The sequence below is a fragment of the Altericroceibacterium xinjiangense genome (assembly GCF_003958635.1).
Classification (GTDB): domain Bacteria; phylum Pseudomonadota; class Alphaproteobacteria; order Sphingomonadales; family Sphingomonadaceae; genus Altericroceibacterium_A; species Altericroceibacterium_A xinjiangense.
The window spans coordinates 315556-342542 of the sequence record NZ_RSEK01000002.1; the positions used below are offsets into that span (position 1 = coordinate 315556).

Consider the following 26987-nt stretch of genomic DNA (forward strand, 5'->3'; position numbering starts at 1 on the left):
GGCGGTTCAGGCCGCTTCCCGGCTCTTTTCTGCCTTGCGGAGAATACCGCTCAGCCCCTTGGTCAGCTGCAGCAGACCGTTGAGCCGCGCCTGCGGATCGCCCCAGGCACGGTTGATCACCAGCTTCATGTCGGGCCGCAGCTTGGCAGTGCCTTTCAGCCGCTCGACGTAAGCGACAAGCCCTTCCGGGTTGGGGAAGTTGTCGTTGTGGAATGTTACCAGCGTCCCGCGCGCGCCGACATCGACCTTGGCGATGTTGGCCGCGATTGCCTGGTGCTTGATCTCGATCAGCTTGATCAGATTGGCGGTGGCATCGGGCAGGGCGCCGAAGCGGTCGATCATCTCGGCCGCCATAGCCTCGATCTCCCCCTTGTCCTTGGCGTCGTTCAGCCGCCGGTAGAGCGCCATGCGTACGGCAAGATCGGGGACGTAGTCTTCCGGGATCATGATCGGCGCATCGACGGTGATCTGCGGAGACAAGCGATCGCTGCGCTCCAGACCCGCTTCCCCGGCCTTGGCGGCCAGGATCGCATCCTCCAGCATCGACTGGTAGAGCTCGAAGCCGACCTCACGGATGTGGCCCGATTGCTCATCGCCCAGCAGATTGCCCGCGCCGCGAATGTCGAGATCGTGGCTGGCCAGCTGGAACCCGGCCCCCAGACTGTCGAGATCGCTCAGCACCTTCAGCCGCTTTTCCGCCACTTCCGACAAGGCGGTGTCCTTTGGCGTGGTCAGGTAGGCATAGGCGCGCAGCTTTGCCCGGCCAACCCGGCCGCGCAACTGGTAGAGCTGGGCCAGACCGAAACGATCTGCGCGGTGAATGATGATCGTATTCGCCGAAGGGATATCGAGCCCGCTTTCGACGATGGTGGTGGACAGCAGCACGTCGTACTTCTTTTCGTAGAACGCGCTCATCCGTTCCTCGACCTCGGTCGGGGTCATCTGGCCGTGCGCGGTGACGAACTTGACCTCCGGCACCGTCTTGCGCAGCCAGCCTTCGATCTCTTCCATGTCGGCGATGCGGGGCACGACAATGAAGCTCTGCCCGCCGCGATGATGTTCGCGCAGCAAGGCCTCGCGCGTGACCATGTCGTCCCATTCCACGACGTAGGTCCGCACGGCGAGCCGGTCGACAGGCGGCGTCTGGATGGTGGACAGCTCCCGCAACCCGCTCATCGCCATCTGCAGGGTGCGCGGGATCGGAGTGGCGGTCAGCGTCAGCACGTGGACGTCGGTCCGCAGCTGCTTCAGCTTCTCCTTGTGCGTAACGCCGAAGCGCTGCTCTTCATCCACGATCACAAGACCAAGCCGCTTGAACGTCGTGGTCTTGGACAGGATCGCGTGGGTGCCGATGACGATGTCGATCGTTCCGTCGGCCAGCCCGTCGCGCACTTCCTTGGCTTCCTTTGCAGTGACCAGGCGGGACAAGCGGCCCATGTTCAGCGGGAAGCCGCCAAACCGTTCGCAGAAGTTTTGATAGTGCTGGCGGGCAAGCAGGGTGGTCGGCGCGATCATCACCACCTGCTGTCCGTTCATCGCGGCGACGAAAGCGGCGCGCAGCGCAACCTCGGTCTTGCCGAAGCCGACATCGCCGCAGACCAGCCGGTCCATCGGGCGTCCTTCGGAAAGATCCTTCAGCACGTCTTCGATCGCGCTTTCCTGGTCCTCCGTCTCGTCCCACGGGAAGCGATCGGCGAATTGCTGGTAGCTGCTTTCCTCGGGTTCAAGCGCCGGGGCCTTGCGCAGGGCGCGCTCGGCGGCCGTGCGCATCAGCTCGCTGGCGATCTCGCGGATCCGCTCCTTCAGCTTGGCACGGCGCTTCTGCCACGCCTCACCGCCTAGCTTGTCGAGCCCGACCAGATCCTCGCTGCTGCCGTAACGGGACAGCACATCGATGTTTTCCACCGGGATGTAGAGCTTGTCGCCGCCGGAGTATTCCAGCATCACGCAGTCGTGCTTGCTCTTGCCGACCTCGATCGGCTCCAGCCCCAGGTACTTGCCGATCCCGTGATCGAGGTGAACCACCAGATCACCCCGGTTCAGCGCCGACAATTCCGCCAGGAACGCGTCGGAATCCTTCTTGCGCTTGCGGCGACGAACCAGACGATCACCCAGCAGGTCCTGCTCGGTGATCAGTTCCAGCTCGTCATTGGCAAAGCCGGTATCCAGCGGCAGGACCATCGCCACCGGCGTGCCCTTCGCTGCCAGCCCAAGCGCTTCCTGCCAGCTTCCCGCCAGCTTCGGCTCCGTGCCCGCTTCCCCAAGAATGGAGGAGATCCGGGCGCGCGATCCTTGCGAATAGGCGGCGATCAGCGGCCGGCGGCCAGCCTTGCCGACCGCCTTCAGGTGCGCGGCGGCTGCTTCGTACACGTTGGCGCCCTGCGCCCGCTCAGGCGTGAAGTCGCGTGCGGACTTGAACCCGAAGTCGAGCACCGTCGGGCTTTCCGGCTCAGCGAAGGTGACCGCGCGGTGGACCGGCCAGCTCTTCAGCGTCTTTTCGTACTCTGCGCGCGACAGATACAGCGTCTCGGGCTCCAGCGGACGGTAGGATCCGGCTGCCTGCCCGGCGGTTTCCATGCGCTGCTGGTAGTAGTCGGCGATGTCGACCAGCCGCTCTTCCCCCGCGGAAATTGCGCCGGAATCGATCACCACCACGTCGTCTTGCGACAAGTGATCGAACAAGGTGACGAGCTTGTCCTCGAACAAGGGCAGCCAGTTTTCCATCCCGGCCAGCCGCCGTCCTTCGCTGACTGCCTGGTACAGCGGATCGCCGGTGGCGGTGGCGCCGAACTTCTCCCGGTAGCGGGACCGGAAGCGCTTGATCGTCTCCTCATCCAGCGTCGCTTCGCTGGCGGGGAGCAGCAAGTGGCTGTCGATGGTCTGGGTGGTGCGCTGGGTGCCGGGATCGAACAGCCTCAGCGATTCCAGTTCATCCCCGAAGAAGTCGAGTCGCAAACCCTGGTCCAGCCCCGACGGAAAGATGTCGAAGATAGATCCGCGGACCGCAAACTCGCCGGTATCGACCACGGTGTCGGTGCGGGAATAGCCTTGGCGGCGGAGCAGGGCGGTGAGGCTTTCGTGCCCGATCTCGACGCCGGGCTTCAGTTCCCGCACCGCTTCCCGGATGCGGAATGGGGTCAGCACCCGCTGGATCGCGGCGTTGACCGTGGTGACGACCAGTTGCGCGCTCGCCTTGCCGGCCTGCAACTGGTGCAAGGCGGACAAGCGCCGGGAACTGATCGACAAGGCCGGGCTTGCCCGGTCGTACGGCAGCGAATCCCAGGCGGGAAACTCGATCACCTGCAGTTCCGGCGCGAACCAGTGTGCAGCGTCGGTCACCGCGCGCATTGCCGCATCGTCGGGCGCGATGAACACCGCGCGCCCTTTGGCGGCGCGGGCAAGATCGGCCAGCACCAGCGGCTGCGCGCCCCGCGCCAAGGAGGCGAGGGTAAGCGGCTGATCGGCTTTCAGGATTCGGGAAAGATCGGGCATATCGAAGGCTCAAATGACGAAGGGCAAGTGCGTTCCGCGCACGCGCAGGAACCGCCGGAGCGGTTGCGCCGGCAGCTTTGCATCCCCGCTAGAACGAAGCCCGTCCGCGCTCAACCTCCCCGTTGGTCGAGGGGCCCGTGGTCGAGGAGCCGGGTCAGCCGAACGGCGTGACGTAATCGAGTTTCTGCAGCGCAGCCATCTGCGGCCCGTCGAATTGCTCGGGGACCGGTTCCGCCCCGATCGCCCAGGCCATCACGTCCACGTCCTGCTCATCCAGCAGCACCTCGAACCAGCTTAGTTCGGTGTCGCCCCATTGGGCGTGATGCCGATCGAAGAAGCCGCCGATCAGGAAATCGGCCTCCCGCGTGCCGCGATGCCAGGCACGAAACCGCGCACGGGCGAGGCGATGGGAAAGCTCGGTCATGCCCGCCCACTACGCACCCGGATACGGACTGGCAAGCACGATCCACGCCGCTGCGCAAAACCTGGAACAAACGGAGAAAGGAGCGTTTGCCGCGCTCGCCGCCGCCGCTATGTAGCGATCATGCGCCCAGAGAGCCTCAATCCCCTGTTCGTCGAAACCGAATCGCTCGAGGGCGTGGGGCCGAAGATCCGCAAGCCGCTGGAAAAGCTTGGCCTCACACGGGTGCGGGACGTGATCTATCATTTCCCGGACCGGTTCGTGCAGCGCCGCGCGGTGACCGATCTCGATGAAGCGGGCGTCGGCGAACAGATCGTCGTCTCGCTGACCGTGGTGGAGCACCGGGCGAGCGCCGGGCGCGGGCCGTTCCGGGCGCTGGCCACGGACGCGAAGGGCAACGTCTGTTCGCTGACGTGGTTCGGCCGCGCTTCGTACAGCGCGCGGCGGCAACTGCCGATCGGGGCGAAGCGCTGGATCGCAGGCAAGCTGGAACAGTACGGCCAGATGCTCCAGATCGTGCATCCGGAACACGTCAGCGATGATGGCGACGCCGCTTTCGGCAAGCTGATCGAGCCCGTCTATCCCCTCGCCGAAGGGCTGACCCAGCCCAAGGTCGGCAGCCTCGTCAGCCAGGCGCTGGAACGCACGCCGGAAATGCCCGAGTGGATCGAGCCGGGACTGATGGCGCGGGAGAAATGGCCCGTCTGGCGTGAGGCGCTGCATCTTGCCCACCGGAACGATCACCCCGCCGCGCGCGATCGGCTCGCTTATGACGAACTGCTGGCCAACAGCCTTGCGCTGATGCTGGTCCGGTCGGACAACCGCCGCCGACGCGGACGTCCGCTAAGGGGGAACGGCCGCTTCCGTGACAAGCTGAACCTGCCGTTCCCGTTAACCGATGCGCAAACGCGCTCGATCGGTGAAATCGCGGGCGACCTTGAACAGGACTGCCCGATGCTGCGGCTGCTGCAAGGCGATGTCGGATCGGGCAAGACGGTGGTGGCGCTGGAAGCGATGCTGATCGCGGTCGAAGCGGGCGCGCAGGCGGCGATGCTCGCGCCCACGGAAATCCTCGCCCGCCAGCATTACGAAACGCTCTACCGGATGGCGGGGCCGACCGGGGTGAACGTTGCGCTGCTGACGGGCCGCGACAAGGGCCGCAACCGGGAATCGATCCTGATGGGGCTGCTCGACGGCAGCATCGACATCATCGTCGGCACGCATGCGATTTTCCAGGAATCGGTCGCCTACAAGGACCTCGGACTGGTGGTGATCGACGAACAGCACCGCTTCGGGGTCGGTCAGCGACTGATGCTGACGCAGAAGGGCCGCGTGACGCCGCACACGCTGGCGATGACGGCCACCCCGATCCCGCGCACGCTGACACTGGCGCAGTACGGGGAAATGGAAGTCTCCCGGCTGGATGAACTGCCCCCCGGCCGGCAGGCGATCGATACCCGGGTCATCTCGGCGGAGCGTATGGCCGAAGTGGTGGACGGCATCGCCCGGCAGATCGACGGCGGCAGCCAGGCCTATTGGGTGTGCCCGATGGTGCGCGACAGCGAAACGGAAGACATCGCCGCGGCCGAGGCGCGCTACCTTGCGATGAAGGAGCGCTTCGGCGACGCGGTCGTGCTGGTGCACGGACAACTGAAGCCGGACCTCAAGGACGCGGCGATGGAACGCTTCGCCCGAGGAGACGCGAAGCTGCTGGTCGCGACCACGGTGATCGAGGTTGGCGTGGACGTGCCCAACGCCACTCTGATGGTGATCGAGCAGGCGGAACGCTTCGGCCTGGCACAGCTCCACCAGCTGCGCGGCCGGGTGGGGCGGGGAACCAAGAAATCGGTTTGCATCCTGCTGCGCGGCGATGCGGTGTCGGAAACCGGGCGCGAACGGCTGGCCCTGATGCGGGAGACGCAGGACGGCTTCGTGCTGGCGGAAGAGGACTTGCGCCTGCGCGGCGGGGGCGAATTGCTCGGCACGCGCCAGTCTGGCGACAGCCCGTTCCGCATCGCGGACCTGGAGCAGATCCAGCGCCTGCTGCCGATTGCCCACGACGACGCGCGCCTGCTGGTGGAGCGTGACCGGGGGCTGGCGAGCGAGCGGGGCCAAGCCGCGCGGCTGCTGCTCTATTTGTTCGAACGGGACTGGGGCGTGCAACTGCTGAGGGGCGGATAAGCCCGCGCCGAACCGAACCCGTCCTATCCGTTGAGCCACCACCGGATGATGTAAGCGACCGTGCCCAGTGCCGCGACGCTCATCGCCCAGATGGCCGCCATCCACGCCAGCCGCTTCCACAAGGGCTGGTTGTCCGCCTCACGCAAGTCGGAAGGCCAGTCACGCATCAGTGGTAGCCCTCATCGCCAACCTTGCCGCGGAATACCCAGTATGCCCACGCGGTATAGGCCAGGATCAGCGGCATGGTGATGGCCACGCCGATCAGCATGAATATCTGGCTGCTTTCCGGCGCGGCTGCGTCCCAGATGGTCAGCGCCCGCGGCACGACATAGGGCCACATCGACACGCCAAGACCCGCCATGCCGAGCAGGAAGATGCCCAGCGCCAGCAGGAACGGCGCTCCCTGCCTGCGCTTCACCAAGGACCGGAACAGCGCGAAGGCAAGCACCGCCGTCAGCAGTGGCACTTGCGCCGCGAACAGCACGTTGGGCATCTCGAACCAGCGGCGGAAATACTGTTCTTCCAGCAGCGGCGTATAGAGGCTGACGGCCACCAGCAGCACCAGCGTGGCAATCGCGGCCCAGAACGCCATGCGATAGGCATGGTCCTGTCCGCTGCCGGACGTCTTCCAGATCAGCCAGCACGCGCCGAGCATCGCGTATCCGGCAACCACTCCAAGCCCGGTCAGCAGCGTGTACGGCGTGAGCCAGTCCCACCAGCTTCCGGCATAGGCCCGGTCCGCGACCTCGATCCCCTGCAGCAGCGCGCCCAGCGTCATTCCCTGCGCCAGCGCCGCGACCAGCGAGCCGCCGGAAAAGGCCAGGTCCCAGAACGGCCGGTGCCGCTCGTCCCGCCAGCGGAACTCGAAGGCGACGCCGCGAAAGATCAGTCCCAGCAGCATCGCGATGATCAGCGGATAGGTCGCGGGCAGGATCACCGCATAGGCAAGCGGGAACGCGGCAAGCAGCCCGCCGCCACCGAGGATCAGCCAGGTCTCGTTCCCGTCCCACACCGGCGCAATGGAATTCATCGCCTTGTCCCGTTCTTCCCCGTGGGCGAAGCTGGGAAACAGGATGCCGATGCCAAGGTCGAAACCGTCCATCACTACATAGGCGAACACCGCGAAGGCGATGATGAACGCCCAGACGACGGTCAGGTCGAAATCGATCATCCTATGGCTCCCCGTCCGGGAAGGTCGGTGAATGGCCGGGGTTCTGGCTTGGCCCCGGCGTGATCCCGGCAGTGCGGATCGGCCCGCGATCGCCGGCCTTCACGCCGGTTTCGCCGGGATGCGGGATGTGGTGCATCAGGCGCAGGATGTACCACGTGCCGATGCCGAAGACTGCGAAGTAGATGACGATGAAGGCAATCAGCGAAGCCGCAACAGCGGGAGCGGCCAGCGGGCTGACGCTGTCCGCCGTGCGCAGATAGCCATAGACCGTGTACGGCTGGCGTCCGACCTCGTTCGTGACCCAGCCTGCAATGACCGCGATAAACCCGGACGGCCCCATGACAAGCGCGGCGCGGTGCAGCCATGTCCAGTCGTACAAGCGTTTGCGCCAGCGCGCGATCAGGCTCCACAGGCCGAGGCCCAGCATCGCGAAGCCGATCATCACCATGATCCGGAAAGCCCAGAACACGATCCCGACCGGCGGCCGTTCGCTTTTGGGCACGCTGTCGAGCCCGGCAAGCGGCGCGTAGGGATCATGCTTGAGGATGAGAGAGGACGCGTAGGGAACCTCGATCGCATAGTTCACCCGCTCTTGCGCACTGTCCGGTATCCCGAACAGGATCAGCGGCGCGCCTTCCGAATGCCCCTGGAAATGCCCTTCCATTGCCATGACCTTCACCGGCTGGTGCTCAAGGGTGTTGAGCCCGTGCATGTCCCCGACGAAGATCTGCACCGGAGCAACCAGCGCGGCCATCCACATCGCCATGGAAAACATCTTGCGGGCGTGCACGTTGCTGCGGTCCCGCAACAGGTGCCACGCACCGACTGCGCCGACCACGAAGGCGGTGGTGAGATAGGCGGCAATCACCGTGTGGGTCAGCCGGTACGGAAAGCTGGGATTGAAGATGATGTCGAACCAGCTGTCACCCGGCAGGAACTGGCCGTTTTCGCCGATGATGAAACCGGCCGGGGTCTGCATCCAGCTGTTGACCGAGAGGATCCAGAAAGCGGAAACAAACGTGCCGAGCGCGACCATGCAGGTGGCGGAAAAGTGCAGCTTTGGCCCGACGCGCCCCATGCCGAACAGCATCACGCCCAGAAACCCGGCCTCGAGGAAAAAGGCCGTCAACACTTCATAGGCCATCACCGGCCCGATAACCGGCCCCGCCTTGTCGGAGAACACCGACCAGTTGGTGCCGAACTGGTAGGACATGACCAGTCCCGAAACGACGCCCATCGCAAAGGTGATGGCGAAGATCTTCAGCCAGTATCGGAAGAGATCGAGGTAAAGCCGCTTCTGTGTGTACAGCCACAATCCTTCCAGCACCGCCAGAAACGATGCGAGGCCGATCGAGAAGGCCGGAAAGATGAAGTGAAAGCTGACCGTGAAGGCGAACTGAAAACGGGCGAGGAGGAGAGCGTCGAATCCATCCAGCATGGCCCCCCATACCCCCTTTGCGCCGGAATGGGAAACGCGGCCGGGGCGACAGGTGCAGCCAGCTTCGCGAGCGCCCTGCGGTTCGCCCCAATAGCAGGTTGCTTCGCCTTGCCGGCCTGCCTACACCGCGTCACCTTTTAACAGCATGAAGCGAACCGCTTGATCCTTTCCCCCTTCGAATGGACCATCGCCAAGCGATACATGCTGCCCGGCCGCAGTGAGGCGTTCATTGCGCTGGTGGCCGGCATCAGCCTTGTCGCGGTGATGTTGGGCGTCGCCGCCCTCGTCATCGTGATGAGCGTGATGAACGGCTTTCGCGGTGAACTGATCGACAAGATCGTCGGCTTAAACGGCCATGCCATCATCCAGGCTTACGGCGGACGGCTCGACAACTGGCAGGACGTGCTGGAGGAAGCGCGCAATACGCCGGGCGTGGTCCGGGCGACGCCGCTGATCGAACAGCCTCTGCTGGCGACCTACAACGGCCGCGCCGAAGCCGTGCTGGTGCGCGGCAACACTCCGGAAGACATTGCCCGGCTCCAGCCGAACATCGTCGCCGGCTCGCTCGCGGGGCTGCAACCCGATCAGAACAACGTCGCCATCGGGTCGCGGCTGGCGATGAATCTCGGCCTCACCGTCGGGGACGTGATCACGGTGATCAATCCGCAGGGCCGCTCCACGCCTTTCGGCACAGTTCCGCGGCAGGTCGGCTATACGGTCGCGGCAATCTTCGAAGTCGGCGTCTACGATTACGACCAGGCCTTCGTCATCATGCCGATCCCCAACGCGCAGACCTTGCTGCTGACCGGCGACACCATCGGCATGATCGAGATCACCACTACCGATCCGGAAACGGTGGGCGAAACGGTCGCCCCGCTGATCCCGAAGCTGTCCGGTCAGGCCGTGATCGCCGACTGGAAAACCATCAACGCCTCGCTGTTCGAAGCCTTGCAGGTGGAACGCGTGGCGATGTTCTTCGTCCTGTCGATCATCGTGCTGGTCGCGGTGTTTAACATCCTGTCCTCGCTGATCATGCTGGTGCGTTCGAAGACACGGGACATCGCGATCATGCGCACGATGGGAGCAACGCGCCGCAGCCTGCTGAAGATATTCGTCACCACGGGATTCCTGATCGGCGCGATCGGCACGGTCGCGGGGCTGATCCTCGGTTTCGTTGTGCTCTACTTCCGGCAGTCGATCGTGCGGGCGATCGAGATCGCAAGCGGGCAGAACCTGTGGGATCCGCAAGTCCGTTTCCTGACAGAACTTCCCGCCCGGACAGACCCGGGCGAAGTCCTCGCCATCACAGTCATGTCCCTGGTCTTCAGTTTCCTCGCCACGCTGTATCCTGCCTTCAAGGCGGCGAGCACCGATCCCGTGCAGGTCCTGCGCTATGAATGAGCCTATTGTCGAACTGATCGACCTGACGCGCAGCTTCACCCAAGGTGGCGTGCGGATCGACGTGCTGCGCGGCGTGAACCTGTCGATCATGCCGGGCGAAATCGTCGCCTTGCTCGGCCCGTCCGGGTCCGGGAAATCGACCATGCTGCAAGCGGTCGGCCTGCTGGAAGGCGGGTTCGGCGGGCAGATCCGGATCGCGGGCACCGACGCGACCCAGCTTTCCGGAGACGATCGCACCGCGCTGCGGCGCAGTCACCTTGGCTTCGTGTACCAGTTCCACCACTTGCTTCCGGACTTCACCGCGCTGGAGAACGTCGTCCTGCCGCAACTCGTCGCCCACCGCAGCCGGGCCGAATCGGAGGAGCGGGCGCGAGAGCTGCTGGGCGCTCTCGGACTGGAAAAGCGCGTGGGTCACCGCCCCAGCCAGCTTTCAGGCGGGGAACAGCAGCGCGTCGCCGTGGCCCGCGCCTTGTCCAACCGGCCAAAGCTCGTGCTCGCGGATGAGCCGACCGGCAACCTTGACGAAGCGACCGCCGACCGGGTGCTGGCGGAATTTCTCAATCTCGTCCGCGGGCAGGGAAGCTCTGCGCTGGTCGCGACTCATAACGAACGGCTGGCCCTGCGAATGGACCGGGTCGTGCGGCTGCACGAAGGCCTGCTGGAATAGAAACCTTCTCCCCGCCTCATGCGTTTTCATGGGCAAAGGAGATCCGAATGACCGACCACCCCAGCACCTACAAGGCTGTCGACACCAATCCCCACGGCATCGAATGGGAAGACCATGCCATGCTCCACCTGAAGGGCGAAGCCGATGGTCTCTTCAACGGGATGAAGACGATCGGACGGGGTACCCTGGCGGAAATGGTCGCGCGCGTCAGCCGGATGCCGGAAGGGGAGCGGGAACGCTACGTGATTGAAAAGGCTGGCGACCATGAACTTGGCACCGCCGAAATCATGGCTTTGGCCGCGCGGGACGATTTCCCCGGAAAGATGGGAAAATCGTTCTGAAAACCGGCACCTGAGGCTTCGCAAAGCTTCCGAAAGCCCCTAGCTTGGAGCGATGCCGTTCGCTCCTTTCGTGCCCCTTCGCATCTTGTCTTCCTATTCGATGCTCGAAGGGGCGATCGAACCGAAGGTGATTGCCAAGCTCGCGAAGGAGCGCGGGTTTCCGGCAATTGCGGTGTGCGACCGCAACGGCCTTTACGGCACGATGGAATTCGCCGCCGCCTGCAAGGGCGCCGGCGTCCAGCCGATCATCGGGACCTTGCTCGGGGTGGCACGCGGCGAAGGCGGGACGATCGACTACCTGCCGCTGTTTGCGCAGGATGAAGACGGTTGGAACAACTTGTGCCACCTCGTCAGCCGCGCCCACCTCGATCGGCCGCTGGAGCTTGAACCCCACGTCCAGCTGCAGGATCTGGAAGGCCGCAGCGACGGCCTGATCGCGCTCACCGGCGCAGGCGAGGGCGGGCTCACCCGCCTGTTAGCCGAAGGGCAGAGCCGGCACGCCCATGCGCTGGCAGACCGACTGGTCGCCCTGTTTCCCGGGCGGCTTTACGTCGAGATCGCCCGGCGGGACAATCCGGTGGAAGAAGCGGCCGAAGGCGCGCTGATCGACCTCGCATATGATCGCGACTTGCCGCTGGTCGCGACCAACCCGGCCAACTTCGCCGAACCGCACATGCACGCCGCGCACGATGCGATGCTGTGCATTGCCAATTCGACCCAAATCGATGCCGACGACCGCCCGCGTTCGCTGAAGGACGGCTGGGTGAAGTCCGCCGCGATGATGGAAGAGGAATTCGCCGACCTTCCGGAAGCGACCGCCAACACGCTGGTGATCGCCCAGCGCTGCGCCTTCGCTCCGCCGAAGCGCAAGCCGATCCTGCCCAGCCTGGCCGGCGACAGGACAGGCGAAGAGCGGATGCTCGCCGACGACGCGCGCGCCGGTCTGGCGGATCGGCTGGCGCAGTACGAGGACCTGACGGACGAACAGCGGCAGGAATACGCGGAGCGGCTCGATTACGAAATCGGGATCATCACCCGCATGGGATTCCCCGGCTACTTCCTGATCGTTGCCGACTTCATCAAGTGGGCGAAGGCGCAAGGAATCCCGGTGGGCCCGGGGCGCGGTTCCGGCGCGGGATCGCTGGTCGCGTGGGCGCTGACGATCACCGATCTCGATCCGATCCGGCTCGGCCTGCTGTTCGAACGCTTCCTCAACCCGGAACGCGTCTCGATGCCGGACTTCGACATCGACTTCTGCGAAACCCGGCGCGGGGAAGTGATCCGCTACGTCCAGCAGAAGTACGGTGAGGATCACGTCGCCCAGATCATCACCTTCGGCAAGCTGAAGGCCCGCGCGGTGCTGCGCGATTGCGGGCGCATCCTGCAGATGAGCTATGGACAGGTGGACCGGTTGTGCAAGCTGGTGCCCAACCACCCGACCGATCCGTGGACACTGCCGCGCGCGCTCAACGGCGTGGCGGACTTCAAGCGGGAATACACCAACGACAATGAGGTCAAGCGGCTGATCGATCTGGCGATGCAGCTGGAAGGTTTCCCGCGCAACAGCTCCACCCACGCGGCAGGCGTCGTGATCGGGGATCGCCCGCTGGCGCAGCTCGTGCCGCTTTACCGCGATCCGCGCTCCGATATGCCGGTGACGCAGTTCAACATGAAACATGTTGAGGACGCGGGGCTGGTCAAGTTCGACTTCCTCGGCCTGAAGACCCTGTCCGTCCTGCGCAAGGCGGTGGACTTGCTGGCGCGGCGCGGGATCGAGGTCGATCTGGACACGCTGGCCTGGGACGATGCGCAGGTTTACGAATTGCTCCAGCGCGGCGACACGGTCGGCGTGTTCCAGCTGGAATCGGAAGGCATGCGCCGCACCCTCGCGGCGGTGAAGCCCACCCGGTTTGAAGATATCATCGCGCTCGTCTCGCTCTACCGGCCCGGCCCGATGGACAACATCCCGCTGTTCGGAAAGCGCAAGAACGGCGAAGTCGCGATCGAGTACCCGCACGCCAAGCTGGAAGGCGTGCTGGCCGAAACCTACGGCATCTTCGTCTATCAGGAACAAGTGATGCAGGCCGCGCAGATCCTGGCCGGCTATTCGCTCGGGGATGCGGACCTTCTGCGCCGCGCAATGGGCAAGAAGATCCAGGCCGAAATGGACGCCCAGCGCCTCCGCTTTGTCGAAGGGTGCAAGGAGGTGTCCGGGATCGAAAAGGCGAAGGCGAACGAGCTGTTCGACTTGATCGACAAGTTCGCCGGCTACGGTTTCAACAAGTCGCACGCCGCCGCCTACGCGCTGCTCTCCTACCAGACGGCGTGGCTGAAAACGCATTATCCGGAAGAATTCTACGCCGCGGCGATGTGTTTCGACATGCACCAGTCGGAAAAGCTGGCCGTGTTCGTCGATGACTTGCGGCGCAACGGGCTGACCCTGCTCGGCCCCGATATCAACGCTTCCGAAGCCGAGTTCATGGTCGAACAGACGGAAGACGGCCACGCCGTGCGCTACGCGCTGGCCGGGATCCGCAACGTCGGGGAAAAGGCGATGGAGCAAGTTGTCGCCGAACGGGAAGCAAAAGGCCGCTTCGAAAGCCTGGAGGACGTGTTCCGCCGCATGCCGCAAGGCGCGATGAACCGCCGCCAGCTGGAAAGCCTGGCCGCAGCCGGGGCGTTCGACGGGCTGGAGCCGAACCGGGCGAAGGTGCTGGCCAACGCCGATATCCTGCTGGCCGTCTCGGAAGCCGCAGTGCGTGAGCGGTCAAGCGGGCAAGGCGGCTTGTTCGGCGGAGAGGAAAGCGTCGAACCGGCGCTGCGCCTTGCCGATGCACCTGCGTGGTCCCGGTCCGAACAGATGGCCGCCGAACGGGAGAACTTCGGGTTCTATTTCGCCGCGCATCCGGTCGGGCAGTACCGCGCGATTGCCTCGGCCAACGGGGCGCGCAGCTATGTCAGCCTGATGGAAAGCGGGGTCACTGGTGGGCGCCAGCAGGCGGTGATGGCCGCGATGGTGGAAAGCGTCAGCAAGGGGCGCACCCGGCGCGGCGGAGAATTCATCCGGGCCGATTTCTCGGACAGCTCCGGCCAGTTCAGCGCCGCGTGCTTCGAGGAATCGCTGGTCGATAACTTCCAGCGCTGGGCGGAAGACGGCACCTGCGTGCTGCTGAACGTGGAGCTCGATTCCCCCAGTCCGGAAGAACCGCCGCGCGTTACCGTGCGCGGCGCGCGGCCGCTAGCCGAAGTAACCAACTCGGCCCGCATGGTGCTGACGCTGGACGTCGCCACTTTGGAGGCGGTGCAGGAACTGCGCCTTGCCCTGGCTGAAGGCGAGAAGGGCAGCGGCCGGGGTGAGGTCGTGGCGCGGCTACGGCTGGACGGTGACCGGGAAGCAACGGTGCGGCTGGGCCGGGATTTCACGCTGGACGGCGATCTGGCTGAGCGGCTGGCGCAAATCGACGGTCTGGCGAATGTCTCGCTTGCCGCCAACCGCAACCCGGCAAGGCTGCGGCTGGTGGCCTGAACGAACTCGTCAGTTGTCCAGGCCTCCGGCGCCGACCGGGTCGGTATCGCTGCCGCCATCCCTCTGCGTCGCTCCGTGGTCGAGCCTTGCTTCGGCTTCGCTTATGGCCTCGGAGGTTTCGTCCACGACGAACTCAGTGTTCGCAGCGGTGTCGGTGGCGGCGGAATCGACCGTCTGCTCCGCAGTGGTTTCCGTACTCTCGGAACATCCGGCGAGAAGAAGGCCGCCGGCGGAGATCGCCAGAAGGATCGTGCGCATATTTGTCTCCTGATTGAATTTCACGGATGAACGGCGCCTGCGGCACACGGTTCCTCGGGCGTTCGCATCATTCATGCAGGTGAGGGAGCACCTCGCGCCCGAATGCTTCGACGAACTCCCGCTGGTTCGTCCCGACGTTATGGACGTAAATCTCCTCGAATCCGAGGGAGCGAAACTCGCGCAACGCCTCGACGTAGAAGGCTGGATCGGGGGACATCAGGACATAATCTTCCATGTCTTCGGGGCGCACGGTGCTGGTTGCGGCGTCGAATTGCTCCGGCGTCCGGAGTAGTTCCGCAGCGCCGGGCGGCACCACGTTGAACCGCCAGTGCGTGTGCGCCTGTTCACGCGCTTCCTCCTCGCTGGCTGCCCAGGAAACATGGACTTGCAGGCCCAGCTTCTTTCCCTCGCCGCCGCCCCGGCGGAACGCGTCGACAATCGGGCGCAACTGCTCTGTCTTCGCGCCGACCGTCAGCAGCCCATCGGCCCAGCCGCCAAGCCATCCGGCCGTTTCGGGGCTGAGCGCGGCACCGTACAGCAAGGGCGGCGGATCGTGCGGGCCGGTGTAGAGCCGGGCGTCTTCAACGGGGATCGCGCCGTCGCGGTTGACCGTCTCCCCGGCCCAGAGCGCGCGGATGATCTCGGCCGCTTCCTTCAGGCGGCGGTTCCGTTCGGCTTTTTCCGGCCATCCCTGACCGACGATGCGCTCATTCAAAGCTTCTCCGCTGCCGAGCGCCAGCCACAGGAACCGACCGGGAAACATGCGCGACAGGGTTGCCCCGGCCTGCGCGACGATCGCGGGATGGTAGCGCCAGCCTCCCGGGATCGCCATCGTGCCGAACGGCAGTTGCGTCGCCTGCATCGCCGCCCCCAGCCATGACCAGGTAAATCCCGACTGGCCCTGCGACGGGCTCCAGGGATGGAAATGATCCGAACACATGGCCGCGTCGAACCCGGCCTGCTGCGCCAGCGAAGCAAGCTTCAGCAGTTCCTCCGGCGGGAACTGCTCATGCGAAGCGTGAAAACCGATCTTGATGGGAACCTCGAACCAATGGTTGGTGACCCCAAGGCAACGGCGGGCACTCGGCCCCGGTTCCGGTTACGTTTCCCTGAGGCGGGGCATCAGCTCCACGAAGTTGCAAGGCCGGTTCCGGCTATCGAGCTGTTCGGCAAGAATGCCGTCCCACCCGTCCCTCACCGCGCCGTTGGATCCGGGCAGGGCGAAGACATACGTCCCGCGCGCCACGACGGCGCAGGCACGCGACTGCACGGTGGAGGTGCCGATGGTGCGGTAGCTGATCCAGCGGAACAGTTCTCCGAACCCCTCGATCGCCTTGTCCTTGATCCGGTCGAGCGCTTCCGGCGTCACGTCGCGCCCGGTCAGCCCGGTGCCGCCGGTCGATACGATTGCGTCGATCGCCGGATCGTCGATCCACTGGTTCAGCCGGCGGACGATCGCGTCGGCATCGTCTTTCTCGATCGCGCGGGCAGCAAGGGTGTGCCCTTTGCTGCGCACGCGTTCGGCTAGGATGTCCCCGGACGTGTCCTCCTCCGGCCCCCGGGTATCGGATACGGTCAGGACGGCGATGTTGATCGGCTTGAAACTCCGGCTCTCGTCGATCGCCATCAGTCGTTCCGTGCCGACAGGTAGGTCCGGCCGTTCGGCTGCGCCTGATCTTCCGGGAAGGTCGGCCAGGCATTCTGCGCCAGCGCATAACGGCTGGGCGATGCGGCGTTCGCCTGCCGCTCATACATCCAGTAATTGCGCATCACGATCGCGACATAGCCGCGCGTCTCCCAGTAGGGGATCGACTCCATGTAAAGCAGCGGATCGCCCTGGTCGTTCACCTCGGTGTTCCAGCGGGTCACCGGGCCCAGACCGGCGTTGTACGCAGCCATGATCTTGGGCAATTCCCCGCGCGTGGCGCTGTTGTCGCGCAGCATGGACAGGTTTTGCTGCCCAAGCGCGAGATTGATCGCCGGATCATGCAAGTCCATCGATGCGGCATCGAGGTTGAGAGCGGGCGCATGGAGACGCGCGGTCGCCGGCATGATCTGCATCAGCCCCTGCGCCTTTGCCGGGCTGACCGCGTTGGCGCGGAAGTTCGATTCCTGCAGGGCGTGGGCATAGGCCAGCGCCGGATCGACTTGCCAGCCCGTCACCGGCGCCCACTTCGGCAGCGGATAACGCGAGGCCGGATCGGACTGCCCGCCGGCCGGCGCGTACCGCGCCATGTAGAGCTGCGTCTGGGTGAACCCAAGCTCACGGGCCAAGCGCGACAACGCGCCGTAGTCGCTTGGATCGCCGATCTTCGCCTGATGGATCAGAAGCTTGCTCGCCAGTTCGTCGCGTCCGATCTCGGCCAGCGCGAGGGCGAGCCGCACGTTCTCCAGCGAACGCAGCTTGCGCCAGTCAGCGTCGGTCAGGTCCGCGCGGGCATAGCGGCCGGGCAAGTCCTGCCCCAGCTGCTCAGCCGCCAGCATGCCGTAAAGCGTCTCGTCCTGCCCGGCCGCGGTCTTGAGCAGTTCGGCGCTGCGCTCCGGCTCCCGGCAGCGAAGCGAGGCGCGCGCGGCCCAGTAGTATCCGGCGGCGCGCAATTCGGAATTCTGCGCGCCATAGCCTGCGCGCTCGAACCCATGCCGGGCGGTCGCGCAATCGTCCATCCGCCAGGCAGCGAGCCCGACGACCCAGTCACCTTCCGCGACCCAGGCTCCCTGGCCCTCCGCAACCGTCTGCGCCATCGCCAGCGCCTGCGGGTCCATGTTCTCGATGTAGTAGCTCCACGCGACGCGCTGGCGCCACTCGGCCCGGGCTTCGGGGCTGAGGGTCGCGTCCACGCCGTCCAGCAACTGGCGCGCGCTGTCGGGATCGTCGTTGGTAATCCGCTCCAGGATTTGCTCGCGGACCGTATCCGGCATCGTCCCGTCCTCCACCGTGGAGGGGCGGACCCGCTTGGGAATGCCGGGCTGCGGCACCAGCCGGTTTTCGAGCGGCAGCCCCGGCATGCTCTGCGCGCCGCGGGTAAGGCCCAGCCGGCTCATCTGTTCGGCCCAGGGCAGTGTGCTGCCCCTCGCAAGCCAGGCTTCGATTTGCGGCAATTCCACCCGGGGGGATGTTGCGGCCAGATAGTATTCCGCCAGAGCCACCGTGTGCAGCGGCCCGTCTGCGCGCTGGAACAGCAGCGCCTGCACGCGCGCCCAATCGGCGGCATCGATCGCGCCGAACACTTGGGAATAGTAATCCCGGTCGATGGCCGACAGCTGCGGCGCCGGCTGCTGGGTCTGCCGCGCGAGGAAGTACTCGCGCGTCGACTGGGACCCGGTCGACTGGGCCGTGACCGGCTGCGCCAGAACTCCCACCGCCAAAAGCGCACCAATCAACTGCTTCATGTTACCCTCATTTCGTCCCGTTCCGCTGCATCCGGACTGGACGTCCAGTCGAGCCAGCGCCGCCAAAGTGTGGCCCGGGCATCCGCCCGTCGCAGGAGATAACCGGGATCACGCGCCGCGAGAGTAAGTATCATACCCGATTCGCTCGCAGTCTGGTCCACCCCGGTGAGCGGTTGCGCCGGATCGTGCCCCAGAAGCGGCAGGATACCGCCGCCCAGAACCAGCAGCCGTTTCGGGCTGACGAGGCCGATATGATGGCGCAGCACGGCGTCCATTCCCGACGCGGCCAGTTCGGCCCAGTCCGGCATCGGCGTGTGACGCGGCAGCGCGGCGGCTAGATAGGCCTCGTCTTCCGCCAGCCCCATCGCGGAAAGCATTCCCGCGATCAGCTGTCCATGGGAACCGGCCAGCAGGCTCTCCGTGTCCTCGGCTTCCGGCTCGGGCACGATCACCATCAACTCTGCACCGGCTTTTCCGCGTGGCGGCACGCGCGGATGGCCCCCGCCTGCATCGAGGCTCGGCTCGGCCAGCCACCAATCACGAAACGCAGCCAGATCCTGCGGCCAGCCGGACGGATCGCCTCCGACAAGGACCTTCGGTTCGGGCGGAGGCGGGGCGGGGGCCGTGCGGGCAGGCCGGGCCGGTACCGCCGTTTCCGGGGGCTCATCGACCAGCCAGGGCGTGGGCTCATCGTGGAACAGGCAATCGACCCCCGCATCCGCCCACCAGGCGTGCGCGGCGGCGAATTGCTCGGCGAGCGAAGGGGCGGAATGGTCGTTCATGGATTGCCGGGGAAGTCTTGACCTTCCCTTCCCCTGGGCGCAAGTCCCTTCCGCATGGTGAAAACAGGCTCTGTGCGGTCCCGATGACGACACGCGAATCCATGCCCGTCGACGTGGTGATCGTCGGCGCCGGTCCGGCCGGGCTTTCCGCCGCTATCCGGCTCAAGCAGCTCGACGAAGCGCTTGAAGTCGTGGTGCTGGAAAAAGGCTCCGAAGTCGGTGCGCACATCCTTTCCGGCGCGGTGGTCGATCCGCGCGCGCTGGACGAACTGCTGCCCGACTGGCGCGAGACGTGCTCGCTCGCCGAAGTGCCCGTAACCGGGAACCATCACTGGGTCCTCAGCCGCGCGGGCAAGCGGGAGCTTCCGCATGCCCTGATGCCCCGCTTGATGAGCAACAAGGGCAGTTACACCGGCTCCCTTGGCAATCTTTGCCGCTGGCTGGCCGAACGGGCAGAGGAACTGGGCGTCCAGATCTTCCCCGGCTTTCCCGCCGCCGAAGTGCTGCTGGATGAAACCGGCGCGGTGATGGGCGTGGCGACCCAGGACATGGGCATCGCCGCCGATGGATTGCACAAGGCCGACTACCAGCCGGGCATGGAACTCCATGCGAAGTACACGCTGCTGGCGGAAGGCGCGCGGGGCAACCTGACCAAGGGGCTGAAAGGACGCTTCGCCCTCGAAGCCGGTTGCCAGCCGCAAGTCTATGGGCTCGGCATCAAGGAGCTGTGGGACGTGCCTGCCGAACGGCACCAGCCCGGCCGGGTGATCCACACCCAGGGCTGGCCCTTGTCCGAAAGCGGAAGCTGGGGCGGCGGGTTCCTGTACCATCAGGCGAACGGGCAGGTCGCCCTGGGCTTCGTCACCGCGCTCGATTACCGGAATCCATGGGTCAGCCCGTTCGAGGAATTCCAGCGCTGGAAACACCATCCGGCGATCCGGGCCGAGATCGAAGGCGGCAAGCGCGTGGCTTACGGCGCGCGCGCGATCAACGAAGGCGGGTGGCAGTCCGTACCGAAGCTCGCCTTTCCGGGCGGGGCGCTGATCGGCTGCTCGGCCGGGTTCGTTAACGTGCCGCGGATCAAGGGCACGCACACTGCGATGAAAAGCGGAATGCTTGCCGCCGAATCCGTCGCCGCCGCGATTGCCGCAGGGCAGGAGAAGACGGAGCTTGGCGATTACGACAGCGCCGTCCGGTCCAGCTGGATCGCGGATGAACTGCAACGAGTGCGCAACGCGCAGCCGCTGGTATCCAGGTTCGGCGGCACTGTGGGCACCGTGCTGGCCGGTGCGGACATGTGGCTGCGTTCGCTCCGGGTGAACCTGCCTGTCACGCTGAAGCACCGGACCGATGCGGAGGTGACCCGCCGGGCGGATCTTCACCGCCCGATCGACTATCCCAAGCCAGACGGCGTGCTTAGCTTCGATCGGCTGTCCTCCGTCTTCCTGTCCGGCACCAACCATGAGGAAGACCAGCCTTCGCACCTGAAGCTGAAGGACCCGAGCGTGCCGGAACGGGTCAACTGGCCCGTCTATGCCGGGCCGGAAACCCGGTATTGCCCGGCGGGTGTCTACGAATACGTCGGCGTGGAAGAAGGCGACCCAAAGCTGGTGATCAACGCGCAGAACTGCGTCCACTGCAAGACCTGCGACATCAAGGACCCGCCGCAGAACATCGAATGGACCACGCCCGAAGGCGGAGGCGGTCCGAATTACCCGAACATGTGATCGCGTGACCCTGACCGAAACCGCCTATGCCAAGATCAACCTCGCGCTGCATGTCCGGCAGCGGCGGGCGGACGGCTATCACGAACTCGAAACCCTGTTCGCGTTCGTCGACGGCGGAGACACGCTGACGGCACGCGCTGCCGAACGCGACGAACTGCGCGTGACGGGAGAATTCGCCCCGGAACTGACCGACCCGTTCGGCAACATCGTCGCCCGGGCGCTCAACACTCTTCCACGCAGCGGCGGGCTTTCCATCACGCTCGACAAGCGCCTCCCTGTCGCCGCCGGGCTGGGCGGAGGCTCCGCCGATGCGGGCGCGGTGTTCCGGATCGTGGAGCAGCTTCACGCCCTGCCGGACGATTGGCGGGACCGGGCAGCCCGGCTTGGCGCGGACGTGCCGGCTTGCGTCGAAAGCCGCGCCTGCGTCGGGCGGGGCACAGGCACGGAGCTTGAACCGGTGGAGAACGATCTCGCCGGGGCGCCCGTCCTGCTGGTCAATCCGCGGGTTCCGCTGACGACCGGCCCGGTGTTCGCCGCCTGGGACGGAACCGACCGGGGTCCTCTGCCGGAAGGTCCGGCTTCGGTCATGGCGCGGGAAGGGCGCAATGATCTGGAAGCCCCCGCCACCGCGCTGTGTCCCCCGATTGCCGACGTGCTGGCAGCCCTGCGCGAAACCGACGCCGATCTCGTCCGGATGAGCGGTTCGGGCGCAACCTGTTTCGCGCTGTACCGGGACACGGACGCCCTGCACCGGGCGGCCCAAACCCTTCAAACATCCCACCCCCACTGGTGGCAAATGAGCGGGAGCCTGCGATGAACCACGAAGTCTACCGCACGATCGGAACCCCGCGCCCGGGCGGCATCGTCGCGGTGTGCGATCACGCGTCCAACCGGGTGCCGGACGGCATCGACCTGGGCATCGCGCCCGACTTGCTGAAAAAGCACATCGCGTGGGACATCGGCACGGCCGGCGTCATGGAGCGGCTGGCACAGGTGTACGGCATCGCCGGCTTCCTCGCCGAAGTCGGCCGCCTCGCCATCGACCTCCACCGGGAAGAGGACTCCCCCGGCCTGATTCCCGAGACGAGCGACGGCCATTCGATCCCCGGCAACCGCAACGCGGACCGGCAGGACCGCATCGCCCGCTTCCACCGCCCCTATCACGACGCGATGGAAGCGTGGCTTGCCGACGCGCAGCCCAAGCTGATCCTCGCGATCCACAGCTTCACCCCGGAACTGGAAAGCGATCCGCACGACCGCCCATGGGAAATCGCGCTGCTCTACAACCAGGATGACCGCGCCGCCCGCCACGCAATTCGCGGCTTCACGGAGCGCGGCCTGATCGTGGGCGATAACCAGCCTTACTCGGGCCGCCAGCTCAACGCGACGATGAACCGCCACGCCGAAGCGCACGGGCGGCCGTACTGCGCGATCGAGATCCGGAATGACCTGATCACCGACACGAACGGCCAGGCGCTCTGGGCCGCGCACATTGCCGAGGTCGCCAACGGGGTTGCGCTGGCGCTGGAGTGAGTGCAGGGGCCACGGCCACATCTCCTGCATACCACGGAACCAGCATGGCTAATCAATTCGACAAGTCCCGCCTGCCCAGCCGGCACGTTTCGGTCGGTCCGGAGCGAGCGCCGCATCGCAGTTATTACTATGCGATGGGCATGACGGAGGAAGACATCGCGCGCCCGTTCGTGGCGATCGCGTCCGCCGGCAACGACAGCGCGCCCTGCAACACCACCCTCAACCCCCAGGCCGACATCTGCCGGCAGGGCGTGATCGAGGCTGGCGGCACGCCGCGCCGGTTCAACACGATCACCGTCACGGATGGCATCGCGATGGGCCACCAGGGGATGAAAAGCTCCCTCGTCAGCCGGGAGGTGATCGCGGATTCGATCGAGCTTTCCGTCCGCGGCCATTCCTATGACGCGCTGGTCGGATTTGCCGGGTGCGACAAGTCGCTTCCCGGCATGATGATGGCGATGCTGCGGCTGAACGTGCCGTCGATCTTCGTCTACGGCGGCTCGATCCTGCCCGGCCGGTTCCACGACAAGGACGTGACCGTGGTCGACGTGTTCGAAGCGGTCGGCCAGCACGCGGCGGGCAACTGCGCGCTGCAGGAACTGACGGAGCTGGAAAAGGTCGCCTGCCCCGGACATGGCGCCTGCGGCGGCCAATTCACCGCCAACACGATGGCCTGCGTCGGTGAGGCCATCGGATTGTCGTTGCCGAACAGCAACATGGCGCCCGCTCCTTACAAGAGCCGGGAAGAGATCGCGATTGCCGCCGGGCGGCAGGTGATGGAACTGCTCGCCCTTAACCTGCGCCCGCGCGACATCTGCACCCGCGCCGCGTTCGAGAACGCAGCCCGCGTGGTTGCCGCCACCGGCGGATCGACCAACGCCGCGCTGCACCTGCCGGCGATGGCCAGCGAATGCGGCATCGAGTTCGACTTGTTCGACGTCGCAGAGATCTTCAAATCGACGCCTTACATCGCGGACCTGAAGCCGGGCGGCCGGTACGTGGCCAAGGACATGTACGAAGCCGGCGGCGTCTACATGCTGATGAAGACGATGCTCGACGGCGGCTTCCTCGATCCCAGCCCGATCACCTGCACCGGCAAGACGCTGGGTGAGAACATCGAGGAAGTGACCTGGAACCCCGACCAGAAGGTCATCTACGACATCAAGACCCCGATCACCCCGACCGGCGGCGTGGTCGGCCTGAAGGGCACGCTCGCTCCCGATGGCGCGATCGTGAAGGTCGCGGGGATGAAGCGCCTGCAGTTCTCCGGCCCGGCGCAAGTGTTCGACTGTGAGGAAGACGCATTCGCCGCCGTCGAACAGCGCAAGATAGTCGAAGGCAGCGTGATCGTGATCCGGTATGAAGGGCCAAAGGGCGGTCCCGGCATGCGGGAAATGCTCTCCACCACGGCGGCGCTGTACGGGCTGGGCATGGGGGAAAAGGTCGCGCTGATCACCGACGGACGCTTCTCCGGCGGCACCCGCGGCTTCTGCATCGGCCATGTCGGTCCCGAAGCGGCCGATGGCGGACCGATCGCGCTGGTGGAGGATGGCGACATGATCGCGATCGATGCCAGTGCCGGTACGATCGAACTGATGGTCGAACCCGATGTGCTGGATGAACGTCGGCGCGCCTGGCAGCCCCGCATGAACGATTACCAGGCAGGCGCATTGTGGAAATACGCCCAGCTGGTCGGCCCGGCGGTCAAGGGCGCGGTAACTCACCCCGGGGCCAAGGCGGAAACGCATGTCTATGCCGACATCTGAAGGCCGATGACCGGGCCCGGCGATCCGATTCTCACCGCCGTGCAAATGCGCGCGGCGGAGCAGGCGCTGATCGACCGGGGGGCGAGCATCGAAAGCCTGATGCAGCGGGCGGGGGAAGGGGCGGCCGACTGGATCTGGCGTCTTTCCGCTGGCCGGAGCGTCACAGTGCTGTGCGGTCCCGGCAACAACGGCGGAGACGGCTACGTCATTGCCGAAACGCTCCGCCGCCGGGGGTCGAAGATCGCGGTGGTCGCCCCGACAGGCCCGGCGACCGAGGCTGCCCGCGCGGCCAAAGCTGCGTACAGGGGCGCAGTGGTCGACCGGGCAAAAGGCGATCTGCTGGTCGATTGCCTGTTCGGCAGCGGCCTCTCCCGTCCGCTGGATGACAAGCTGGTGGGCTTGCTGTGCGATCTTGCCGTCGCCCACCCGCACCGCGTTGCGATCGACCTGCCGAGCGGGATCGACGCCGACAGCGGCAAGCCGCTCAATCCCGGGCTGCCCGACTATACGCTAACGCTGGCGCTCGGTGCGTGGAAGTTCGCCCACTGGACGATGCCCGCGATGGCCAGGATGGGGGAGCGGCGACTGGTCCCGATTGGGATCGAGGCGGTGCCGGAAGCCGCAGGGCTGGTGGAAAAACCCTCCCTGTCCGTCCCCGCGCGGGACGCGCACAAGTACACGCGCGGGCTGGTGACGGTGGTGGGCGGCCCTGTCTCGGGCGCGTCCCTGCTGGCGTGCGAAGGGGCCATGCGGGCCGGTGCCGGGGCCGTCCGGCTGGCCGCCCCGCTGCTCCATCCCGCGGCCTCGCCGGACATCGTGCTGAAGGACGGACCGCTTGCCAAGGCACTGGACGATGAGCGTACCGGCGCCGTCCTTGCCGGACCGGGGCTGGGCCGGGCCGACGAAGCGCAGGCGCGCCTGCGGGCCGTCCTTGCTGCCGGACACCCAACCGTGATCGATGCGGACGCGCTGCACCTGATCGATCCGGAACGCCTTTCGGGCTTTGCCTCCCCGCTCATCCTCACTCCCCATGAAGGGGAGCTGCGGCAGCTTGCCGCCGCCTTTGCGCTGGAATCCGAATCCAAGCTTGACCGCGCGCGGGAACTGGCGCGCAAGGCGAACGCGGTGGTGATCGCCAAGGGGCCCGATACGGTGATCGCGGCGCCGGACGGTCGCACCGTACTCGCGCCGTCGCCCACCAGCTGGCTTTCGGTCGCCGGCAGCGGGGACGTGCTCGCCGGAGTGGTCGCCAGCCGCCTGGCTGCGTGCGGCGATCCGTTCCGCGCTGCGTGTGAGGGCAACTGGCTGCACGGAGAGGCGGCCCGGGTCTGCGGCCCCGTGTTCACCGCCAGCACGCTTGCCCGAAGGGTCGCCGCCGCCTACGCGGCGTGCCTGTGAACGATACAATCATCCGAGTGGCCGCCAAAGGCGACGGCATCACCGCAAGCGGCCGCCACGTGCCCCGCTCCGCGCCGGGGGACACGCTGCTGGCCGATGGCACGCTGGTCCCGGGCCCCAACCGGGCCGAACCCGCGTGCGGCCACTTCGGGCGCTGCGGCGGGTGTGAGCTTCAGCATATCTCGGACGATGCGCTGGCCACCTTCGTGCGGGAGCGTGTGGCCCACGCAGCCGAAGGGCAGGGGCTTCAGCCCGGCCGCATTGCGCCCCCCCATTTGTCTCCTCCCGCCAGCCGCCGGCGGGCGAACCTGCGGGCAATCAACGGCGGCGGACGCCCGCTGATCGGCTTTCGCGAAGCCGGATCGCACAAGCTGGTCGATGTCCGGGAATGCGCCATTCTCGTGCCCGAGTTGATGGCGGTGATCGAGCCCCTGCGAAAACTGTTTACCGGTCGGAACGGCCGCTGGTCGGTCGAGGTCGAACTGGCGCTGACCGATCAGGGCGCCGACGCAAACCTCAAGGGGCTGACGCTGGACGGGCTGGCCGAAACGGAAGCGATGCTCAATTTCGCGCGCGAGCATGGCCTTGCGCGGCTGACGCTGGACCAGGGATACGGTCCGGAAACCCTGTGGGAGCCGGAACCGGTCACCGTCACGCTCTCGGGCGCCCCCGTGCCGTTCCCGTCGGGATCGTTCCTGCAGGCGACGAAGGACGGGGAACAAGCCCTGGTCGACGCCGCGCGGGAATGGATCGGCGATGCCGCGACCATCGCGGACTTGTTTTCCGGCCTCGGCACGTTCGCGTTCGCGTTGGCCGGACCGGCAAAGGTTCTGGCCGCCGAGGCTGCGCAGGACGCCTATCTAGCGTGCAAGGCCGCCGCGGCGCGCACCGGCAAGCCGGTCCATTCGCTGCACCGCGACTTGTTCCGCAATCCCCTGCGAGCGGACGAATTGTCCCGCTTCGAAGCCGTCCTGCTCGATCCCCCGCGTGCCGGCGCGCGGGATCAGGTGGCACAGCTTGCCGCCAGCACGGTCAGGCGAATTGTCTATATCAGCTGCAATCCATCCAGCTGGGCGCGCGACGCGCGGCAACTGGCCGATGCCGGATACCGCCTGATGGAACTGCGCCCGGTGGGCCAGTTCCGCTGGTCGACCCACGTGGAACTCGCCAGCCTGTTCGTGCGCGAGGACGCTTAACCGGCCTGCTTTTCCCGCACGAAGGCGAGCAGCGCGCCGTAAGTCTCCAGCATTTCCCCGTCGACGTCCTCATCGTCGATCACAACGTCAAGCCGGTCCTCGATCTCGGTCAGAAGATCCGCAACGGCCATCGAGTCGAGTTCGGGCAAATGGCCGAACAAGCCCGAATCCGGCTCCAGCGCCGCAACCCGTTCGGGATCGAGGCCGAGCACGTCCTGCAGGATCCGCCGCAGGACCGCGTCGGTATCCAGGTCTCTGGTCTGGTCCAGACCGGGCTCTGCGCTCATCTGCTTATCCCC

Annotated in this window: 22 protein-coding genes; 11 read left to right on the forward strand and 11 right to left on the reverse strand. The window is 66.1% G+C overall.

Annotated elements, in window-relative coordinates:
• Nucleotides 1-6: 6 nt before the first annotated feature.
• Together mfd and ELY13_RS03805 are read right to left on the reverse strand one after the other, a co-directional pair.
• On the reverse strand, nt 7-3492 hold the full coding sequence (mfd, locus tag ELY13_RS03800; protein WP_126172536.1) for a transcription-repair coupling factor: 3486 nt from the start codon (nt 3490-3492) through the stop codon (nt 7-9).
• Nucleotides 3493-3646: 154 nt separating this feature from the next.
• Entirely contained in the window at nt 3647-3916 is a 270-nt protein-coding gene (locus tag ELY13_RS03805) for an FAD assembly factor SdhE (protein ID WP_126172537.1), read from the reverse strand.
• 120 nt (nt 3917-4036) lie between these two features.
• Between ELY13_RS03805 and recG the strand changes: the two genes are divergently transcribed.
• The gene (gene recG / locus ELY13_RS03810; protein WP_126172538.1) at nt 4037-6094 is read left to right on the forward strand and encodes an ATP-dependent DNA helicase RecG; all 2058 of its coding nucleotides are present in this window, start codon (nt 4037-4039) and stop codon (nt 6092-6094) included.
• A 23-nt stretch (nt 6095-6117) separates the two neighbouring features.
• Here the strand turns inward: recG and ELY13_RS03815 are convergent, their stop codons facing one another.
• The 3 genes from ELY13_RS03815 to ELY13_RS03825 are packed head-to-tail and all read right to left on the reverse strand — an operon-like array spanning nt 6118 to nt 8703.
• Entirely contained in the window at nt 6118-6261 is a 144-nt protein-coding gene (locus ELY13_RS03815) for a DUF2474 domain-containing protein (protein ID WP_126172539.1), read from the reverse strand.
• The gene (gene cydB / locus ELY13_RS03820) at nt 6261-7265 is read right to left on the reverse strand and encodes a cytochrome d ubiquinol oxidase subunit II (RefSeq protein ID WP_126172540.1); all 1005 of its coding nucleotides are present in this window, start codon (nt 7263-7265) and stop codon (nt 6261-6263) included. Before cydB ends, ELY13_RS03815 begins: the two co-directional genes overlap by 1 nt.
• A gap of 1 nt (nt 7266) precedes the next feature.
• On the reverse strand, nt 7267-8703 hold the full coding sequence (locus ELY13_RS03825; RefSeq protein WP_126172541.1) for a cytochrome ubiquinol oxidase subunit I: 1437 nt from the start codon (nt 8701-8703) through the stop codon (nt 7267-7269).
• Between the two features lie 159 nt (nt 8704-8862).
• On the opposite strand from ELY13_RS03825, the gene ELY13_RS03830 reads away from it, so the two are divergent.
• Genes ELY13_RS03830 through dnaE form a run of 4 tightly spaced genes read left to right on the forward strand, consistent with a single transcriptional unit; the run spans nt 8863 to nt 14638 of the window.
• Nucleotides 8863-10104 carry a lipoprotein-releasing ABC transporter permease subunit gene (locus ELY13_RS03830; protein ID WP_126172542.1) on the forward strand — a complete coding sequence of 414 codons (1242 nt, stop codon included), beginning with the start codon at nt 8863-8865 and terminating at the stop codon, nt 10102-10104.
• Nucleotides 10097-10771 (forward strand): ABC transporter ATP-binding protein, encoded by a 675-nt coding sequence (locus ELY13_RS03835; protein ID WP_126172543.1) that lies wholly within the window; start codon nt 10097-10099, stop codon nt 10769-10771. Before ELY13_RS03830 ends, ELY13_RS03835 begins: the two co-directional genes overlap by 8 nt.
• Before the next feature lie 47 nt (nt 10772-10818).
• On the forward strand, nt 10819-11112 hold the full coding sequence (locus ELY13_RS03840; protein WP_126172544.1) for a hypothetical protein: 294 nt from the start codon (nt 10819-10821) through the stop codon (nt 11110-11112).
• 52 nt (nt 11113-11164) lie between these two features.
• Complete coding sequence (gene dnaE, locus ELY13_RS03845; RefSeq protein WP_126172545.1) at nt 11165-14638, forward strand: DNA polymerase III subunit alpha; 3474 nt, start codon at nt 11165-11167, stop codon at nt 14636-14638.
• Between the two features lie 9 nt (nt 14639-14647).
• Here the strand turns inward: dnaE and ELY13_RS03850 are convergent, their stop codons facing one another.
• From ELY13_RS03850 to ELY13_RS03870, 5 genes are all read right to left on the reverse strand, one after another.
• The gene (locus ELY13_RS03850; protein ID WP_126172546.1) at nt 14648-14896 is read right to left on the reverse strand and encodes a hypothetical protein; all 249 of its coding nucleotides are present in this window, start codon (nt 14894-14896) and stop codon (nt 14648-14650) included.
• Nucleotides 14897-14963: 67 nt separating this feature from the next.
• Nucleotides 14964-15932: a TIGR03885 family FMN-dependent LLM class oxidoreductase gene (locus ELY13_RS03855; RefSeq protein ID WP_126172547.1), complete on the reverse strand. Its 969-nt coding sequence runs from the start codon at nt 15930-15932 to the stop codon at nt 14964-14966.
• Between the two features lie 63 nt (nt 15933-15995).
• Complete coding sequence (gene moaB / locus ELY13_RS03860) at nt 15996-16523, reverse strand: molybdenum cofactor biosynthesis protein B (RefSeq protein WP_126172548.1); 528 nt, start codon at nt 16521-16523, stop codon at nt 15996-15998.
• The gene (locus tag ELY13_RS03865; protein WP_126172549.1) at nt 16523-18286 is read right to left on the reverse strand and encodes a lytic transglycosylase domain-containing protein; all 1764 of its coding nucleotides are present in this window, start codon (nt 18284-18286) and stop codon (nt 16523-16525) included. The genes moaB and ELY13_RS03865 overlap by 1 nt, the downstream gene beginning before the upstream one ends.
• A complete protein-coding gene (locus tag ELY13_RS03870; protein WP_126172550.1) occupies nt 18283-19068 on the reverse strand; it encodes a uracil-DNA glycosylase family protein in 786 nt (261 codons plus the stop codon). The genes ELY13_RS03865 and ELY13_RS03870 overlap by 4 nt, the downstream gene beginning before the upstream one ends.
• A gap of 83 nt (nt 19069-19151) precedes the next feature.
• On the opposite strand from ELY13_RS03870, the gene ELY13_RS03875 reads away from it, so the two are divergent.
• The 6 genes from ELY13_RS03875 to ELY13_RS03900 are packed head-to-tail and all read left to right on the forward strand — an operon-like array spanning nt 19152 to nt 26688.
• Entirely contained in the window at nt 19152-20795 is a 1644-nt protein-coding gene (locus ELY13_RS03875; protein WP_126172551.1) for an electron transfer flavoprotein-ubiquinone oxidoreductase, read from the forward strand.
• Between the two features lie 4 nt (nt 20796-20799).
• Nucleotides 20800-21612 carry a 4-(cytidine 5'-diphospho)-2-C-methyl-D-erythritol kinase gene (locus ELY13_RS03880; RefSeq protein WP_126172552.1) on the forward strand — a complete coding sequence of 271 codons (813 nt, stop codon included), beginning with the start codon at nt 20800-20802 and terminating at the stop codon, nt 21610-21612.
• Complete coding sequence (locus ELY13_RS03885; RefSeq protein ID WP_126172553.1) at nt 21609-22328, forward strand: N-formylglutamate amidohydrolase; 720 nt, start codon at nt 21609-21611, stop codon at nt 22326-22328. Before ELY13_RS03880 ends, ELY13_RS03885 begins: the two co-directional genes overlap by 4 nt.
• A gap of 44 nt (nt 22329-22372) precedes the next feature.
• Entirely contained in the window at nt 22373-24094 is a 1722-nt protein-coding gene (gene ilvD / locus ELY13_RS03890) for a dihydroxy-acid dehydratase (RefSeq protein WP_126172554.1), read from the forward strand.
• 6 nt (nt 24095-24100) lie between these two features.
• Nucleotides 24101-25492, forward strand: a complete 1392-nt coding sequence (locus tag ELY13_RS03895; RefSeq protein WP_126172555.1) for an NAD(P)H-hydrate dehydratase — start codon at nt 24101-24103, stop codon at nt 25490-25492.
• Entirely contained in the window at nt 25489-26688 is a 1200-nt protein-coding gene (locus tag ELY13_RS03900; RefSeq protein ID WP_420897415.1) for a class I SAM-dependent RNA methyltransferase, read from the forward strand. Before ELY13_RS03895 ends, ELY13_RS03900 begins: the two co-directional genes overlap by 4 nt.
• Here ELY13_RS03900 and ELY13_RS03905 read toward each other — a convergent pair.
• Complete coding sequence (locus ELY13_RS03905) at nt 26685-26975, reverse strand: acyl carrier protein (RefSeq protein WP_126172557.1); 291 nt, start codon at nt 26973-26975, stop codon at nt 26685-26687. The genes ELY13_RS03900 and ELY13_RS03905 overlap by 4 nt on opposite strands.
• Between the last annotated feature and the right edge of the window lie 12 nt (nt 26976-26987).

Excerpts from the sequence above, each read along its gene's own strand:
- mfd (WP_126172536.1), bottom strand. The coding sequence starts at position 3,492 with ATGCCCGATCTTTCCCGAATCCTGAAAGCCGATCAGCCGCTTACCCTC.
- ELY13_RS03805 (WP_126172537.1), bottom strand. The coding sequence starts at position 3,916 with ATGACCGAGCTTTCCCATCGCCTCGCCCGTGCGCGGTTTCGTGCCTGG.
- recG (WP_126172538.1), top strand. The coding sequence starts at position 4,037 with ATGCGCCCAGAGAGCCTCAATCCCCTGTTCGTCGAAACCGAATCGCTC.
- ELY13_RS03815 (WP_126172539.1), bottom strand. The coding sequence starts at position 6,261 with ATGCGTGACTGGCCTTCCGACTTGCGTGAGGCGGACAACCAGCCCTTG.
- cydB (WP_126172540.1), bottom strand. The coding sequence starts at position 7,265 with ATGATCGATTTCGACCTGACCGTCGTCTGGGCGTTCATCATCGCCTTC.
- ELY13_RS03825 (WP_126172541.1), bottom strand. The coding sequence starts at position 8,703 with ATGCTGGATGGATTCGACGCTCTCCTCCTCGCCCGTTTTCAGTTCGCC.
- ELY13_RS03835 (WP_126172543.1), top strand. The coding sequence starts at position 10,097 with ATGAATGAGCCTATTGTCGAACTGATCGACCTGACGCGCAGCTTCACC.
- ELY13_RS03840 (WP_126172544.1), top strand. The coding sequence starts at position 10,819 with ATGACCGACCACCCCAGCACCTACAAGGCTGTCGACACCAATCCCCAC.
- dnaE (WP_126172545.1), top strand. The coding sequence starts at position 11,165 with ATGCCGTTCGCTCCTTTCGTGCCCCTTCGCATCTTGTCTTCCTATTCG.
- ELY13_RS03850 (WP_126172546.1), bottom strand. The coding sequence starts at position 14,896 with ATGCGCACGATCCTTCTGGCGATCTCCGCCGGCGGCCTTCTTCTCGCC.
- moaB (WP_126172548.1), bottom strand. The coding sequence starts at position 16,523 with ATGGCGATCGACGAGAGCCGGAGTTTCAAGCCGATCAACATCGCCGTC.
- ELY13_RS03865 (WP_126172549.1), bottom strand. The coding sequence starts at position 18,286 with ATGAAGCAGTTGATTGGTGCGCTTTTGGCGGTGGGAGTTCTGGCGCAG.
- ELY13_RS03870 (WP_126172550.1), bottom strand. The coding sequence starts at position 19,068 with ATGAACGACCATTCCGCCCCTTCGCTCGCCGAGCAATTCGCCGCCGCG.
- ELY13_RS03875 (WP_126172551.1), top strand. The coding sequence starts at position 19,152 with ATGACGACACGCGAATCCATGCCCGTCGACGTGGTGATCGTCGGCGCC.
- ELY13_RS03885 (WP_126172553.1), top strand. The coding sequence starts at position 21,609 with ATGAACCACGAAGTCTACCGCACGATCGGAACCCCGCGCCCGGGCGGC.
- ilvD (WP_126172554.1), top strand. The coding sequence starts at position 22,373 with ATGGCTAATCAATTCGACAAGTCCCGCCTGCCCAGCCGGCACGTTTCG.
- ELY13_RS03895 (WP_126172555.1), top strand. The coding sequence starts at position 24,101 with ATGACCGGGCCCGGCGATCCGATTCTCACCGCCGTGCAAATGCGCGCG.
- ELY13_RS03905 (WP_126172557.1), bottom strand. The coding sequence starts at position 26,975 with ATGAGCGCAGAGCCCGGTCTGGACCAGACCAGAGACCTGGATACCGAC.